Origin of the sequence: Serratia sp. SM04 (assembly GCF_040280225.1) — a bacterium.
GTDB classification, from domain to species: domain Bacteria; phylum Pseudomonadota; class Gammaproteobacteria; order Enterobacterales; family Enterobacteriaceae; genus Serratia; species Serratia sarumanii.
The window spans coordinates 582526-595697 of record NZ_JBEOQT010000022.1; the positions used below are offsets into that span (position 1 = coordinate 582526).

At 59.9% G+C, this 13172-nt stretch carries 14 protein-coding genes; 6 read left to right on the top strand and 8 right to left on the bottom strand.

Annotation, left to right across the window (positions count from 1 at the left end; all coding sequences use genetic code 11):
• Position 1 precedes the first annotated feature (1 nt).
• Both ABTW55_RS23505 and ABTW55_RS23510 read left to right on the top strand, forming a co-directional pair.
• Positions 2-1069, top strand: a complete 1068-nt coding sequence (locus tag ABTW55_RS23505) for an oxidoreductase (RefSeq protein WP_060420997.1) — start codon at positions 2-4, stop codon at positions 1067-1069.
• Between the two features lie 113 nt (positions 1070-1182).
• Positions 1183-2565 carry an MFS transporter gene (locus tag ABTW55_RS23510; protein WP_060421000.1) on the top strand — a complete coding sequence of 461 codons (1383 nt, stop codon included), beginning with the start codon at positions 1183-1185 and terminating at the stop codon, positions 2563-2565.
• Between the two features lie 39 nt (positions 2566-2604).
• On the opposite strand, the gene ABTW55_RS23515 is transcribed toward ABTW55_RS23510, so the two are convergent.
• From ABTW55_RS23515 to ABTW55_RS23535, 5 genes are all read right to left on the bottom strand, one after another.
• Positions 2605-3006 (bottom strand): VOC family protein, encoded by a 402-nt coding sequence (locus ABTW55_RS23515; RefSeq protein ID WP_060421003.1) that lies wholly within the window; start codon positions 3004-3006, stop codon positions 2605-2607.
• A gap of 144 nt (positions 3007-3150) precedes the next feature.
• Positions 3151-3345, bottom strand: a complete 195-nt coding sequence (locus tag ABTW55_RS23520; RefSeq protein ID WP_004928567.1) for a ribbon-helix-helix protein, CopG family — start codon at positions 3343-3345, stop codon at positions 3151-3153.
• A gap of 80 nt (positions 3346-3425) precedes the next feature.
• Complete coding sequence (locus ABTW55_RS23525; RefSeq protein ID WP_060421006.1) at positions 3426-4214, bottom strand: spermidine synthase; 789 nt, start codon at positions 4212-4214, stop codon at positions 3426-3428.
• A 30-nt stretch (positions 4215-4244) separates the two neighbouring features.
• Positions 4245-4700, bottom strand: a complete 456-nt coding sequence (gene fabZ, locus ABTW55_RS23530) for a 3-hydroxyacyl-ACP dehydratase FabZ (RefSeq protein ID WP_033648284.1) — start codon at positions 4698-4700, stop codon at positions 4245-4247.
• Between the two features lie 188 nt (positions 4701-4888).
• A complete protein-coding gene (locus tag ABTW55_RS23535; protein WP_033655048.1) occupies positions 4889-5383 on the bottom strand; it encodes a TIGR00645 family protein in 495 nt (164 codons plus the stop codon).
• 215 nt (positions 5384-5598) lie between these two features.
• Here ABTW55_RS23535 and ABTW55_RS23540 point away from each other — a divergent pair, with 215 nt between their 5' ends.
• On the top strand, positions 5599-6261 hold the full coding sequence (locus ABTW55_RS23540) for a CPBP family intramembrane glutamic endopeptidase (RefSeq protein ID WP_060421009.1): 663 nt from the start codon (positions 5599-5601) through the stop codon (positions 6259-6261).
• A gap of 22 nt (positions 6262-6283) precedes the next feature.
• Here the strand turns inward: ABTW55_RS23540 and ABTW55_RS23545 are convergent, their stop codons facing one another.
• The gene (locus tag ABTW55_RS23545) at positions 6284-6577 is read right to left on the bottom strand and encodes a SelT/SelW/SelH family protein (protein WP_060421012.1); all 294 of its coding nucleotides are present in this window, start codon (positions 6575-6577) and stop codon (positions 6284-6286) included.
• Positions 6578-6703: 126 nt separating this feature from the next.
• Positions 6704-7942: an FAD/NAD(P)-binding oxidoreductase gene (locus ABTW55_RS23550; protein WP_060421014.1), complete on the bottom strand. Its 1239-nt coding sequence runs from the start codon at positions 7940-7942 to the stop codon at positions 6704-6706.
• A 191-nt stretch (positions 7943-8133) separates the two neighbouring features.
• Between ABTW55_RS23550 and ABTW55_RS23555 the strand changes: the two genes are divergently transcribed.
• The 3 genes from ABTW55_RS23555 to adhP all read left to right on the top strand — a co-directional run bounded on the left by ABTW55_RS23555 (position 8134) and on the right by adhP (position 11446).
• Positions 8134-8919, top strand: a complete 786-nt coding sequence (locus ABTW55_RS23555) for a sulfite exporter TauE/SafE family protein (RefSeq protein ID WP_077791463.1) — start codon at positions 8134-8136, stop codon at positions 8917-8919.
• A 17-nt stretch (positions 8920-8936) separates the two neighbouring features.
• Positions 8937-10226, top strand: a complete 1290-nt coding sequence (blh, locus tag ABTW55_RS23560; protein WP_043147891.1) for a bifunctional sulfur transferase/dioxygenase Blh — start codon at positions 8937-8939, stop codon at positions 10224-10226.
• 203 nt (positions 10227-10429) lie between these two features.
• Positions 10430-11446 carry an alcohol dehydrogenase AdhP gene (gene adhP / locus ABTW55_RS23565; protein WP_033634519.1) on the top strand — a complete coding sequence of 339 codons (1017 nt, stop codon included), beginning with the start codon at positions 10430-10432 and terminating at the stop codon, positions 11444-11446.
• Between the two features lie 60 nt (positions 11447-11506).
• Here adhP and ABTW55_RS23570 read toward each other — a convergent pair whose 3' ends face one another.
• Positions 11507-13027: an aldehyde dehydrogenase family protein gene (locus tag ABTW55_RS23570; protein ID WP_060421016.1), complete on the bottom strand. Its 1521-nt coding sequence runs from the start codon at positions 13025-13027 to the stop codon at positions 11507-11509.
• Positions 13028-13172 lie beyond the last annotated feature (145 nt).

The window sequence follows — 13172 nt, forward strand, 5'->3', positions numbered from 1 at the left end:
GATGAACGATACCGCTCGACCGTTGCAGGTGGCGCTGATTGGCTACGGCTTTGTCGGCAAGGCGTTTCACGCGCCGCTGATTAACGCGGTGCCGGGGCTGGAACTGAGCGTGGTGGCTTCGCGCGATGCCGCCAAGGTGCATGCCGATCTGCCGCACGCGCAGGTGATCGCCGATCCGCTGGAGGCCATCCGCCGGCCGGAGGTGGATTTGGTGGTGATCGCGTCGCCGAATGACACCCATGCGCCGCTGGCGCTGGCCGCGCTGGAGGCGGGCAAGCACGTGGTGGTGGATAAGCCCTTTACGCTGGACTTGGCGCAGGCGCGCACGCTGATTGCGGCGGCGGAAAAACACGATCGCCTGCTGTCGGTGTTCCAGAACCGCCGCTGGGACAGCGACTACCTGGGGGTGAAGCAGGTGATCGAACAGGGGCTGATCGGCAAGGTGACGCACTTTGAGTCGCACATCGATCGTTACCGCCCCGAAGTGCGGGTGCGCTGGCGCGAACAGAACCTGCCGGGCAGCGGGCTGTGGTTCGATCTGGGGCCGCACATGGTCGATCAGGCGCTGCAGCTGTTCGGTTTGCCGCACAGCGTGCAGGCCAACATCGCTACGCTGCGCCCCAACGCGCAGATTAACGACTGGGCCCACGTGGTGCTCAACTACCCGACGCACCGCGTGATCCTGCATGGCAGCATGCTGGTGGCGGGCGGCGTGTCGCGCTTTACCGTGCACGGCGAGAAAGGCAGCGTGGTCAAAACGCGCGCCGACGGGCAGGAGAGCCAACTGCTGGCCGGCGTGACGCCGGGCTCGGCGGAATGGGGCAAAGACGACGACGCGATGAGCCTGTTTATCGGCACGGAGCCGGTGCGCACGCTGCCGACGCCGGATGGCGATCAGCGCCAGTATTACTTCCAGGTACGCGACGCCCTGCGCGGCGCCGGCAGCAATCCGGTTACCGCTGCGCAGGCGCTGGCGGTGATGGCGGTGCTGGAGGCGGCCACCCTGGCGGCGGAAACCGGCGTCACCCAAACCCTGCCGCTCACCGAGGCGGAGATCGCCGCCTGGTAACGGCTCGCGTCAGATAAGGCGTCAGACGCATGGATACAGTGCATGCCGTGCGTCTTCCGCCATTCCAACCCCTGACATAGGCTAATCCTCAGTCTATGTCAGGAGTGTTTATCATGTTATCCCATCCTTCGCCGCAGGGCGTCCGCGGCATATTGGCCGCACTGTCTCTGAGCATGCTGCTGTCATCGCTCGGCATCAGCATCGCCAACGTCGGGCTACCGGCGCTCGCCGCCGCGTTCCATGCTTCGTTCCAGGCGGTGCAGTGGGTATTGCTCTGTTATTTACTGGCCGTCACCACCTGCATCATCGGCATCGGCCGCCTCGGCGACAGCCTTAATCGCCGCCGCCTGCTGCTGGCGGGCATCGCGCTGTTTACCGCCGCTTCGCTCGCTTGTGCGCTGGCCCCGCAGCTTTGGCTGCTGCTGGCGGCGCGCATGGCGCAGGGGCTGGGGGGCGCGGCCATGATGTCGATCGCCATGGCGCTGGCGGGCGAGGCGCTGGGCACGGATAAAATCGGCCGCGCGATGGGGCTGCTCGGCACCCTGTCGGCGGTGGGCACCGCGCTGGGGCCGTCGTTGGGCGGCGCGCTGATCGCCGGTTTCGGCTGGCGGGCGATGTTTCTTATCAATCTGCCGCTGGGGCTGCTGGCGCTGTGGCTTGCCTGGCGATACCTGCCGAATGGGCCGCGCGCGGCAGCGCGCCAGGAACCGTTCGATCGCGCCGGTACGCTGCTGCTGGGCGGCGCATTGCTCTGCTATTCGCTGGCGATGACCCTTGGGCGCGGCAACTTCGGTGCGCTCAACCTGGCGTTGATGCTGGGGGCGCTGTTGGCGGGGGCGCTGTTCATCGGCGTGGAACGCCGCGCCGCATCGCCGCTGTTGGCGCCGGCGATGTTCCGCCATCCGGCCCTGACGGCGGGGCTGGCGGCCAGCGCGCTGGTGATGACGGTCATGACCGCCACGCTGGTGGTCGGGCCGTTCTACCTGTCGCGCGCGCTGAGGCTAAGCGCCGCGCAGGTCGGGCTGGTGATGTCGGCGGGGCCGGCGGTGGCGATCCTGACCGGCATTCCGGCCGGTTATCTGGTGGATCGTTTCGGATCGCAGCGCATTGGCCAGTTTGGGCTGGCGGCGGTGGCCGCCGGGGCCGCGTTGCTGTCGCTGCTTAACCGCTGGGGCGTGCTCGGCTATGTTGGCCCCATCGCGCTGCTGACCGCCGGCTATGCGCTGTTTCAGGTGGCCAACAACACCATGCTGATGAAGGATCTGTTTCCCGAACGGCGCGGGCTGGTCGCCGGCATGGTGAACCTGGCGCGCAATCTTGGGGCGATCACCGGCGCTTCGGCGCTGGGGGCGCTGTTTTATCTGGCTTCGCAGCGGGTGGCGGGCGCCGCCGCCGCCGCGGCTTACGGCATGCAGGTGACCTACGGCGTGGCGGCGCTGTTGGCGTTGGCGGCGCTGCTCATCGCCTTCGGCGGCCGCCGCCCGCGTCGGCGATGAATCCGTCTACGCCGGTGGCGATATGAACCGAACATTTCATCAGGCGAGATCGCCCCGGTACACCACATGGACCTTGTTGCCGTCGGGGTCGCGCAGGTAAGCGCCGAAATAGCCCTTGCCGTAATGCGCGCGTTCGCCGGGCTCGCCTTCACCGCTGCCGCCCGCCAGCAGGCCGGCGGCGTAAGCGCGTTTGACCTCCAGCTCATCGGCGGCGAGAAACGCCAGCATGCTGCCGTTGCCGGCGCTGGCGGGTTGCCCGTCGAAGGGTTGGTAAGCATAGAAACGCGGCAGCGTTTGGCCCGGCATCACCCAGCAGCGGGCGGCGGGGCCGCTGTCCGGCGTCACTTCCCGCCGCTGTAATCCCAGCGGCAACAGGATGGCGTCGTAGAAGGCGGCGGCGGCGTCCAGATCGCTGACGCCGACGGTAATATGGCTGAACATGGCGCTTCCTTTCCGAAGAGAGAGTATGAACGCATAAAACAGTAGCAGCGATATTGCCGAATGGACAGACCGCAACGGAGGATTCGGATTAGAGACGCGCGCAGGGGCAAAGCGCGCTTCACGGTGTGCGGGGCAGGCCGCCGCTCAATTGCTTTCGACGCGAGGATTGGCGTGAGTCGGTTGGCTGGGATAGTCCACCTGATGCTTGTGCAGATAATCGCGGATCAGCTGGCGCACCACCTGGGAAGGGGTGACGTCCTGTTGCAGGCACAGTTCCTCCAGGGCTTTCTTCTTGTCCGGGTCAATCAGCACCGTTAGCCGCGCCGTTTTCTTTTCCATCAGGATCCTCCAGAGAATGATAACTGAATGATAATACCATGTGGGCGAAGCGGCCAGCCAGACCGCGCCGCCGCCCGTCTTTAGCGGAAATGCAACCGCTCTATTTTGCGTGACAGGTAGCCGAGTTCGCAGTTGAACAGCTCGCCGCTGCTGGCGGCCAGGCTGCGCAGCGCGCTCAGCGGCAGCGTCACCTGGGCCGGCGTGGCGTAAATGATCACGTTGCCGCTGGGGGCGACGCAAAACAGTACGGTGCCGAATATTCGCTGCAGGCTGTGGTACAGCAGGCTGTTTTCGTCAGGCAGATCGTGGTAATTGAGCACCAGCCAGCCCCCGTCGTTCAGCCGCGCGGCGCAGTTTTCCAGGAAGGTCTGGGTGCCTTGCTGCGGATCCATGGCGAACGCCGAATAGAGATCGGAGAAGATCAGATCGTAACGCGTCTCGACGGGCGGGCGCACAAAGTCCATGGCGTCGGCGGTGCGCAGGCTGATGGTGCCGGTGGCCGGCAGCGTAAAATAGCGGCGCGCGACGGCGATCACCGCGGCGCGCAGCTCAACCACGTCCAGACGCATGGCCGGATCGAGCGCGTGCAACGCGCGCAGCAGACTGCCGCCGCCCAACCCCAAAATCAACGCCGAGCTCGGCGGTTGCCAGGCCACCGCCATCAGCATCGCTTTGATGTAGTTGTGGATCGGCTGCGCGGGGTTGCTGAGGCTCATCTTGCTCTGTTCGCAGATGCCGTCAAACCGCAGCGTGCGGTAGTCCTTGTGATCGGAAACGATGATTTCGCCCCAGGCGTCGGCTTCGCGAGCGATCACCTGGCCGCGCGGAGAGAAATCGAGGGTTTTAAGTAAGCTGTCAACCAGAGACATGGTATTCGCAGGGCTCCTTTGGCAAGCGGCCTATTTACGGGCGCACATGAAATCGGCGGTGCAAATGCGCCGGCCATCGATGCTGGCGCGGCCGGTAAAGCGGGCGATCGCCCCGCGCCGACGAACAAAAGCGACCTCCATCAGCACCTGGTCCCCGGGGCGGGCGGCGCGATAAAACCGCGCGCGCTGAATGGCGGCGAAATAGTAATGCTCCCCCTCATTGAGCGCCCCGAGATAGTAGTGGGCCAGCAGACCGGTGCTTTGCGCCAGCGCTTCCACCAACAGCACGCCGGGAAATCCGGCGAAGTGCGCGTGGCCGTTCCAGAACGTCGGCTCATTGGCGGTGATGTTCTTGATGGCGCTCAGCCGCCCTTCGGCAATGCAGGTGCCGGCGGGCAGCACGCGATCGACCAGCAGGCAGGGATAACGATGAGGCAAAATCGCCTGAATATCGTTGAATTGCAGGGGGTGACCAGTCAATGGCATGAGATAGCGTGATCCTGTCTGCGGCGAAACCGGTGAGAGGGCCGGCGTTCAGTCCATGATGAGTGTAATAACATTATAATAAAATTATCATCAGATGTGCCAGATGAAAAAAACGACGGCGCAGAAACAGGCGAAGAGAGGAGCGAGAGGGAGGCACCCGATCCTGGCGATCGGGTGTGGCAGCGCGTTTAGTGCTTGGAGCGGGTCACTTTATCCAGGTAGCCCATCACGAAGGCGGACAGCACAAAGGTAAGGTGGATGATCACATACCACATCAGCTTGTTGTCCGGCACGTTCTTGGCGTCCATAAACACCCGCAGCAGGTGAATGGAGGAGATGGCAACGATAGACGCAGCAACTTTGTTTTTCAGCGAGGTGGCATCCATTTTGCCCAGCCAGCTCAGCTTTTCTTTCCCTTCGGTGATATCCAACTGCGAGACGAAGTTTTCATACCCGGAGAACATCACCATCACCAACAGCCCGCCCACCAGCGCCATGTCGACCAGCGACAGCAGGGTCAGGATCAGATCGGCTTCGGCGACAGAAAAGATGTTGGGCAGGACGTGCAGGATTTCCTGAAAAAATTTGATCGACAGGGCGATCAGAGCCAGTGAAAGGCCGAAATAAACCGGCGCGAGCAACCAGCGGGAGGCGTACATCGCGTTTTCGAGCAAGCGTTCAATCATAAAAATTTATTAATTACGTGGCTAAAAGAGCGCTCAGTATAACTCAGGAGACCCGGGCGAAATCAACCGCGTGCCAATGGCTTGGAGAAATTTGCGAATGGACGTTCGCTTCGAACGGGTTCATGACAATGATATCGCATGGGGATAAACTGCCGCGGTCTCTTGCCTTGCTACTGTTCCGTCAATCGCTGCTCAAAACTAAGGATGGTTAGATGGTCGACAATGCGTTTATCGCGAGAACGCGAGCCGTCAACGGCTGCTTTTCCATGTTTTTGCTGATGTTCCTGATTACGTTTATTCCGCTGTTCCTTGAGAACAGAGCCGCCTTGATGCGACAAGGGCTATTGCTGCCGCTGCTGTATGGAATGGAATTCGTCGCTATCTTTTCGTTATACCTGCTCTTTTTCCGCCGCAGAGAAGGATTGGGCAAAGGCGAGGTTAAACGCAGCGATTTTGCACTGCTGCTGTTCGCGCTGTTGGTGATTCAGTTTATTTTCCCGCGTTTGATGGGCGTGGAGAAAACGGAAACCTGGGTGATGGAGCAGGTGGCATTGCCCGGCGAGATTTTGGCGCTCAATGCCGCTTTGTTGATTTTCGTCGTCCCCGTCTATGAAGAGATCGTATTTCGCGGCTGTCTGTTTAACGCACTGATGTATTGGTTTAACGACAAGGTGCTTTGGGCCGCGTTAACGGTGTCTGTCATCTTTGCCGTTTTGCATACCCAGTACACCGATTGGCGCACATTGGCAGCTCTGGTGCTCATCTCGCTGGTGTTGACGGCCGCACGAGTCAAATCCAAAGGGATCTATTTGCCCATCGGGCTGCATATGACCATGAACGGCGTCGTGATGGCGGCCAGCTATGCGTTAAGCTGAAGCCGTGCTTACCGCCCGATTTTCAGTGCCGGGCTTTTTTACCGTCGCTGTGGCCGAGAGAGCGATCGGGGAAGCTGTGATCGCGCAGCCGTTGCTTTAACTGCGCCGCATCGGGGAAACCGCCGTCAATCTTGCGATCCCAAATCATTACGCCATCGACGCTGATTTGATAGATCCCGCCGGTGCCCGGCATCAGGGTGACGGAGGCGAGATCGTCGCCGAAGGTGTTCAGCAGCTCTTGCGCCATCCAGCCGGCGCGCAGCAGCCAGTTGCATTGTGAACAGTAGTGGATCGTAACGGCGGGGGCATTTTTCATCGATGATCGACCGGTAGTGGTAACGGCTTGCAATCAGCCTGAGGAACCTGCAAACGATGGTGGCCTCGTCTCGCCAAATAGTCAAGCGTCTGCAGCGGCAGGAACGAGAGGGGGGCCGAGCGCGCGTCACGGCCGCTTGCTGCCGGCAAACCATTCAACCCCACGCAGCATGCCCGCCCAATAAAATCGGGGTAAAAACCAGGCTTTCAGCCACCAGGCCAGACGGCTGGGCTGGGTGGCGTCGAGCAGCGGAAACGTGGGCAGCAATTTACCGTCATAGCCAAACTCCGCCAGCACAACTTTACCTTTCTCAACCGTCAATGGACAGGAACCATAACCATCATAATGGGCAGTGAGAGGCGCGCCCTGAATCAGCGCCGCGACGTTTTCAGCCACCACCACCACCTGCTTGCGGGCTGCCGCCAGGGTTTTGGCATTTGGCGTCGAGCAACAGTCGCCTACCGCAAAAATATCCGGCCAATGCTTATGCTGCAGCGTCGATTTATCCACATCGCACCAGCCGGCACCATCAGCGAGGCCGCTTTGCGAAATAAACGCCGGGGCCGATTGGGGCGGCACCACGTGGAGCATATCGAAGGGCAGAGTTAACTCGCGTTTTCCTTCTTCATTTGTCTCTACGGCAAATGTCGCTTGCCGCTTCTCGCCATCAACGCGGATCAAATGATGATTGAAATTGACCTGTGCTCGGTATTTTTCCAAATACTCGGTCAGCGGGGGAACAAATTGCGGAATGCCGAAAACCGCCGCGCCCGCAAGGCAGAAATTGACGTTAATATTATTCAGGATGCCTTGGCGACGCCAGTAATCGCATGACAGATACAAGGCTTTTTGCGGTGCGCCGGCGCACTTGATGGGGAGCGGTGGCTGAGAAAATATCGCCTGGCCGCCTTTCATTTCGCGGACCAGTTGCCAGGTATATTCGGCAAGATCAAAGCGATAATTAGAGGTGACGCCGTTTAATCCCAGGGTTTCTTCAAGGCCCTCTATTTTATCCCAGCGTAAAATCAGTCCGCATGCAACAATAAGAAAGTCATAGTTTATTTTCCGCCCCTGGCGGGTCTCGATGTATTTTTGACTGGGCTCAACCCTGACCACGCTATCCTGTATCCATGCGGTGCCTGAGGGCAGAACGGCATGCATGGAGCGCCGTGTTTTCGTGATATCAAAGAGCCCGCCACCCACCAGAGTCCATGCCGGTTGATAATAATGACAATCGTTAGGCTCCACTATCGTTATATCGATGTCTTTAACTCGCTTCCTTATGCTTGCCGCGATACCTATTCCGGATGAGCCGCCGCCAATAATAACGACGCTTTTCTGGGGGTTTATTTTTTCTGGTTTCATGCAGGCCTCCTTTCATAAGAAAGTAGGGGGTTGTCGCCCAGATTAAAAGCGAATTCATAGAACTTGTGGTTATATAAAAAATCACATATTCCATTTAGCTATATGTAATAACAAATCGAAATAAGTTATTTGACATTGCCGGTGAACTGATCGTTAATAAATGGAATGAGCATCATTAAGGGATTAACGCAGTGGATTTTTTCCATTTCAGTTTTTATATCGTGATGCTGTTAGTGGTCACCGGGGGAATTGTGGGATTTCTCCTGGCCCTGACCGGCGGCGGCGGCTCAATCGTCTGCGTGCCATTATTGCTGTATATGGTGAAAGTGCCGGATACGCATTTGATTATAGGGACCAGCGCCATGTCTGTGGCCATTAACGCGCTGATCAACCTGGCCGCGCACGCCTCCAAAGGCAACGTCAGGTGGCAGACCGGGCTTGTCGTTTCGCTGCTCGCCGTCATGGGGGCTCTGGCCGGCTCTCAGATGGGAAAAATCACGGACGGACACTACATAACCCTGCCTTTCTCCCTGTTGATGCTGGTGGTCGCCGGATTGACGCTGAAAAGAAATCCCCTTGCCGGCAACCCCTTGCCGTCCTCCCATTCTGCCGTTCATCCCGCCATCGTATGGCCCAGCGTTCTCGCGCTGGGCGGGCTGGCGGGCTTTCTGGGCATTGGCGGCGGATTTTTGGTTGTGCCGGCGCTGGTCTGGTTTTTTCGCTTCTCGATGGTTGAGGCGGTGGCAACCTCACTGGTGGTCGTGGCGGCCATGGGGCTGTCGACCAGCGCCAGCTACGCCATGTCCGGAAAGGTGTCGCTCGCCATTACGTGCTGGCTCATCGTCGGCGGCGTTCTGGGGGGCGTGGTGGGGGTGGCACTCGCCGAGCGCCTGAAAAAACGCGAGGGCATTATCAACGTGCTCTATGCCCTCATGCTCCTGGCGCTGGCCCTGTATATGTTATTTAAAAGCCTATGAAACGGAAGGAAAAAAACATGCGCATCCGCACTTACCACCCTCAGCTCTCCTTTTCGGGCGCGCCCGAAGCGAGTGATTTCAAGGCGCTGTCTCATCAGGGCTACCGCCTTATCGTCAACAATCGGCCGGACGAGGAGCCGGGGGAGTATCTTGACCATCAGCAAGAGAAAGCGTTGGCTGAACAAGGGGGGATGCGCTACGTCTATCTCCCTTATACGTTCGATACGCTGACCTGGGAGACCGTTTACACCTTCCAGTTTCTGTTGCGGCAAGGCAAGAAAACCCTGGCGCACTGCAGAAGCGGGGCTCGCTCTGCCTGCCTTTCCCTGCTGTATGCGTTGCGCGAAGGTCAGATAGATGAAGCGCAGTTTCGCCGCCAATGCGACGAATACGGCGCGGACGCCGATAAGGCGCTCAGCTGGTACGGCAAGCATCGGTCCGTGCGGGCCACGGCGGAAGTTCACGCGTTTTATGAGCCGGAAAGCGGCAGCCTGCAGTATGTGGTTGCCGATCCCGAGGCGCGCCGCTGTGCGATTATCGACCCGGTGCTGGATTTTGACCGCCGATCGGGCACGGTCTCACATCAACAGGCCAACGATATCCTGAATTTTATCCATCAACGGGGGTGGGGAGTGGCCTGGGTGCTGGATACGCACCCGCACGCCGATCATTTTTCGGCCGCCACCTGGCTGGCGCAGAAAACCGGCGCCTTCACCGGCATCGGTGAAAAAATTACCGCCGTTCAGGGGCTGTGGGAAGAGATCTATAATTTAAAAGACCTGCCTGCGGCCAATACCGTCTGGGATGCGCTGTTCGCGGACGGCGACGTCTTTTTTATCGGCAACCTGCGCGCTGAAGTCCTGCTGTCTCCCGGGCACACGCTGGCGTCCGTCACTTATTACATTGCGGATGCGGCGTTTATCCACGATACGTTCTTCATGCCGGACAGCGGTACCGCAAGGGCCGATTTTCCTGGCGGCAATGCGGAAGCCTTGTGGGAGTCATTGCAGCGGATCTTGAGCCTGCCGGCGGATACCCGCCTGTTTACCGGCCATGATTACCGCCCGGCGGGGCGTGAGGCCCGCTGGGAAAGCACCGTGAGAGAGCAGCGCGAGAACAATCCCTGGGTGGTCAACATGGATAAATCCCGCTTTATTGCGCAAAGAAAGCAGCGGGACGCCACGCTGCCGCACCCGGAACTCATGCTGATGGCGCTGCAGGTCAATATTCGCGGTGGCGTGTTGCCTGACTGCGAAGACGATGGGCAACGCTACCTGAAAATTCCCGTGAATCGATTTAAGCGGTGAATCAAGCCAGAGGTGCGAGATCGTTCGTCGCCGCTGCGGTCAATGCGAATGAGATCGCGCCGTCTGTTAATTGTTTTTTATGAAATAATCATGCTGGTTCATATTTAATTATTTGTTTTTACACAAATCATGCGGCGCTTGCCCTCACCGAATACAGTCACTACATTAACAACTGTACTTCCCACTCTGCTAAGGAAAACACCATGAAAGCTGCCGTAGTGACGAAAAACCATACCGTAGACATTCAGGATAAAGTGCTGCGCCCGCTGAAGCACGGCGAAGCGGCGTTGAAAATGGAGTGTTGCGGGGTGTGCCACACCGATTTGCACGTGAAAAACGGCGATTTCGGAGAGGTGCCGGGCATTACGTTGGGGCATGAGGGCATCGGCGTGGTCTCCGCCGTCGGTGAGGGCGTCACCTCGCTAAAAGTGGGTGACCGCGCCAGCGTCGCCTGGTTTTACCAGGGTTGCGGCCATTGCGAATACTGCGTCAGCGGAAACGAAACCCTGTGCCGTTCGGTGAAAAACGCCGGCTACAGCGTTGACGGCGGCATGGCGGAAGAGTGCATCGTGGTGGCGGACTACGCGGTGAAAGTGCCGGACGGGCTCGATTCTTTCGCCGCCAGCAGCATCACCTGCGCCGGCGTCACCACCTACAAGGCGGTGAAAATTTCCGATATCAAGCCGGGGCAGTGGATCGCCATCTATGGCCTGGGCGGGCTGGGCAACCTGGCGCTGCAGTACGCCAAGAACGTGTTTAACGCCAAGGTGATCGCCATCGACGTCAACGACGGCCAGTTGGAGTTCGCCAAACAGATCGGCGCCGATCTGGCCATCAATTCCAAAACGCAAAACGCCGAGGAGATCATTCAGCAGCAAACCGGCGGCGCTCACGCGGCGGTGGTGACGGCGGTGGCGAAAGCGGCCTTCAACTCGGCGGTCAATGCGGTGCGCGCCGGCGGTAAAGTGGTGGCGGTGGGGCTGCCGCCGGAGAGCATGGATCTGAGCATTCCGCGCCTGGTGCTGGACGGCATTCAGGTGGTGGGTTCGCTGGTGGGCACGCGCGAAGATCTGAAAGAGGCGTTCCAGTTCGCCGCCGAAGGCAAAGTGACGCCGAAAGTGACCAAGCGGCCGCTGGGCGATATCAACGCCATCTTCGACGAGATGAAGGCGGGCACCATTCGCGGTCGCATGGTAATCGATCTCGGCATGGCGAAGTAACCGTTGCTAAACTAAAAAGGAAGGCCACCTGCGGGTGGCCTTCTGGTTGTTACGCCCGGCTCAGAACAGGCCCAGCGGTTTGGCGTCGTAGCTGACCAGCAGGTTTTTCACCTGTTGATAGTGCGACAGCGCCGCCTTGTGGGTCTCGCGCCCGATGCCGGAGTTCTTGTAGCCGCCGAACGCGGCGTGCGCCGGATACAGGTGGTAACAGTTGGTCCACACGCGCCCGGCCTTGATCGCGCGGCCCATGCGATAGGCGCGGTTGATGTCACGGGTCCACAGCCCGGCGCCCAGCCCGAACTCGGTGTCGTTGGCCAGCGCCAGCGCTTCGGCTTCGTCTTTAAAGGTGGTGACGCCGATCACCGGCCCGAAGATCTCCTCGCGGAAGAAGCGCATGCTGTTGTTGCCGGTAATCAACGTCGGCTGCAGGTAGAAACCGTTTTGCAATTCATCCCCATGCTGCGTGCGTTTGCCGCCGGCGAGGATGTTGCCGCCCTCATTCTTGGCGATGTCGATGTAGGACAGGATCTTATCGTACTGTTCTTGCGACGCCTGCGCGCCGAGCATGGTGTCGGTGTCGAAGGGATCGCCCTGGCGGATGGTGGCGATGCGCGCCAGCACTTTCTCCATAAACTGCGGATAGATAGATTCTTCAATCAGCGCGCGTGAAGGGCAGGTGCAGACCTCCCCCTGGTTGAAGAAACCGAGCACCAGCCCCTCAACCGCCTTGTCGATGAACTCCGGCTCCGCCTGCATGATGTCGGCGAAATAGATGTTGGGCGATTTACCGCCCAGCTCGACGGTGCTGGGGATGATGTTTTCCGCCGCGCAGGCGAGGATGTGGCGGCCGATCGGCGTGGAGCCGGTGAACGCGATCTTCTCGATGCGTTTGCTGCGAGCCAGCGCTTCGCCGGCCTCGGCGCCGAAGCCTTGCACCACGTTGAGCACGCCCGGCGGCAGCAGATCGCCGATCTCTTCCATCAGCACGCTGATGCCGAGCGGGGTCTGTTCCGCCGGTTTCAGCACCACGCAGTTACCGCCCGCCAGCGCCGGCGCCAGTTTCCAGGCGGCCATCAGCAGCGGGAAATTCCACGGGATGATCTGGCCGACCACGCCCAGCGGTTCATAGATATGGTAGGCCACGGTGTTCTGGTCGATCTCCGCCGCGGAGCCTTCCTGCGCGCGCAGGCAGCCGGCGAAGTAACGGAAATGGTCGACCGCCAGCGGCAGATCGGCATTCAGGGTTTCGCGGATCGGTTTGCCGTTGTCCCAGGTTTCGGTCAGCGCCAGCATCTCCAGCCGCGATTCGATGCGATCGGCGATCGCCAATAGCACGTTGGAACGCGCCTGCACGCTGGTTTTGCCCCAGGCGTCCGCCGCCGCGTGCGCCGCGTCGAGCGCCAGCTCGATGTCCTTAGCGTCGGAACGCGGGAATTCGGCGATCGGCTGGCCGGTCACCGGCGAGGTGTTGGTGAAGTAGTTGCCGGATACCGGTTCGACGAATTTGCCGCCAATGTAGTTGCCATAGCGCTTGCGGAACGAAACCAGCGAGCCAGGCAAACCGGGGTGGACATATTTCATGTTAAGCACCTCTCTGCAGATGAAAATCAGCGCTATTGGGCTGCGCCTGTGAATGCGGCATGCCGCCGCAGCACAGAGAAGCACGGCGCGTGCCAGATTAACGAAAGGCGAGGGTGATGATAAAAATGGCTTATTTATTAGCGTG

Bases quoted from the DNA above. Each gene is read 5' to 3' on its own strand.
- ABTW55_RS23505 (WP_060420997.1), top strand. From the start codon at position 2: ATGAACGATACCGCTCGACCGTTGCAGGTGGCGCTGATTGGCTACGGC.
- ABTW55_RS23510 (WP_060421000.1), top strand. From the start codon at position 1,183: ATGTTATCCCATCCTTCGCCGCAGGGCGTCCGCGGCATATTGGCCGCA.
- ABTW55_RS23515 (WP_060421003.1), bottom strand. From the start codon at position 3,006: ATGTTCAGCCATATTACCGTCGGCGTCAGCGATCTGGACGCCGCCGCC.
- ABTW55_RS23520 (WP_004928567.1), bottom strand. From the start codon at position 3,345: ATGGAAAAGAAAACGGCGCGGCTAACGGTGCTGATTGACCCGGACAAG.
- ABTW55_RS23525 (WP_060421006.1), bottom strand. From the start codon at position 4,214: ATGTCTCTGGTTGACAGCTTACTTAAAACCCTCGATTTCTCTCCGCGC.
- fabZ (WP_033648284.1), bottom strand. From the start codon at position 4,700: ATGCCATTGACTGGTCACCCCCTGCAATTCAACGATATTCAGGCGATT.
- ABTW55_RS23540 (WP_060421009.1), top strand. From the start codon at position 5,599: ATGGTCGACAATGCGTTTATCGCGAGAACGCGAGCCGTCAACGGCTGC.
- ABTW55_RS23545 (WP_060421012.1), bottom strand. From the start codon at position 6,577: ATGAAAAATGCCCCCGCCGTTACGATCCACTACTGTTCACAATGCAAC.
- ABTW55_RS23550 (WP_060421014.1), bottom strand. From the start codon at position 7,942: ATGAAACCAGAAAAAATAAACCCCCAGAAAAGCGTCGTTATTATTGGC.
- blh (WP_043147891.1), top strand. From the start codon at position 8,937: ATGCGCATCCGCACTTACCACCCTCAGCTCTCCTTTTCGGGCGCGCCC.
- adhP (WP_033634519.1), top strand. From the start codon at position 10,430: ATGAAAGCTGCCGTAGTGACGAAAAACCATACCGTAGACATTCAGGAT.
- ABTW55_RS23570 (WP_060421016.1), bottom strand. From the start codon at position 13,027: ATGAAATATGTCCACCCCGGTTTGCCTGGCTCGCTGGTTTCGTTCCGC.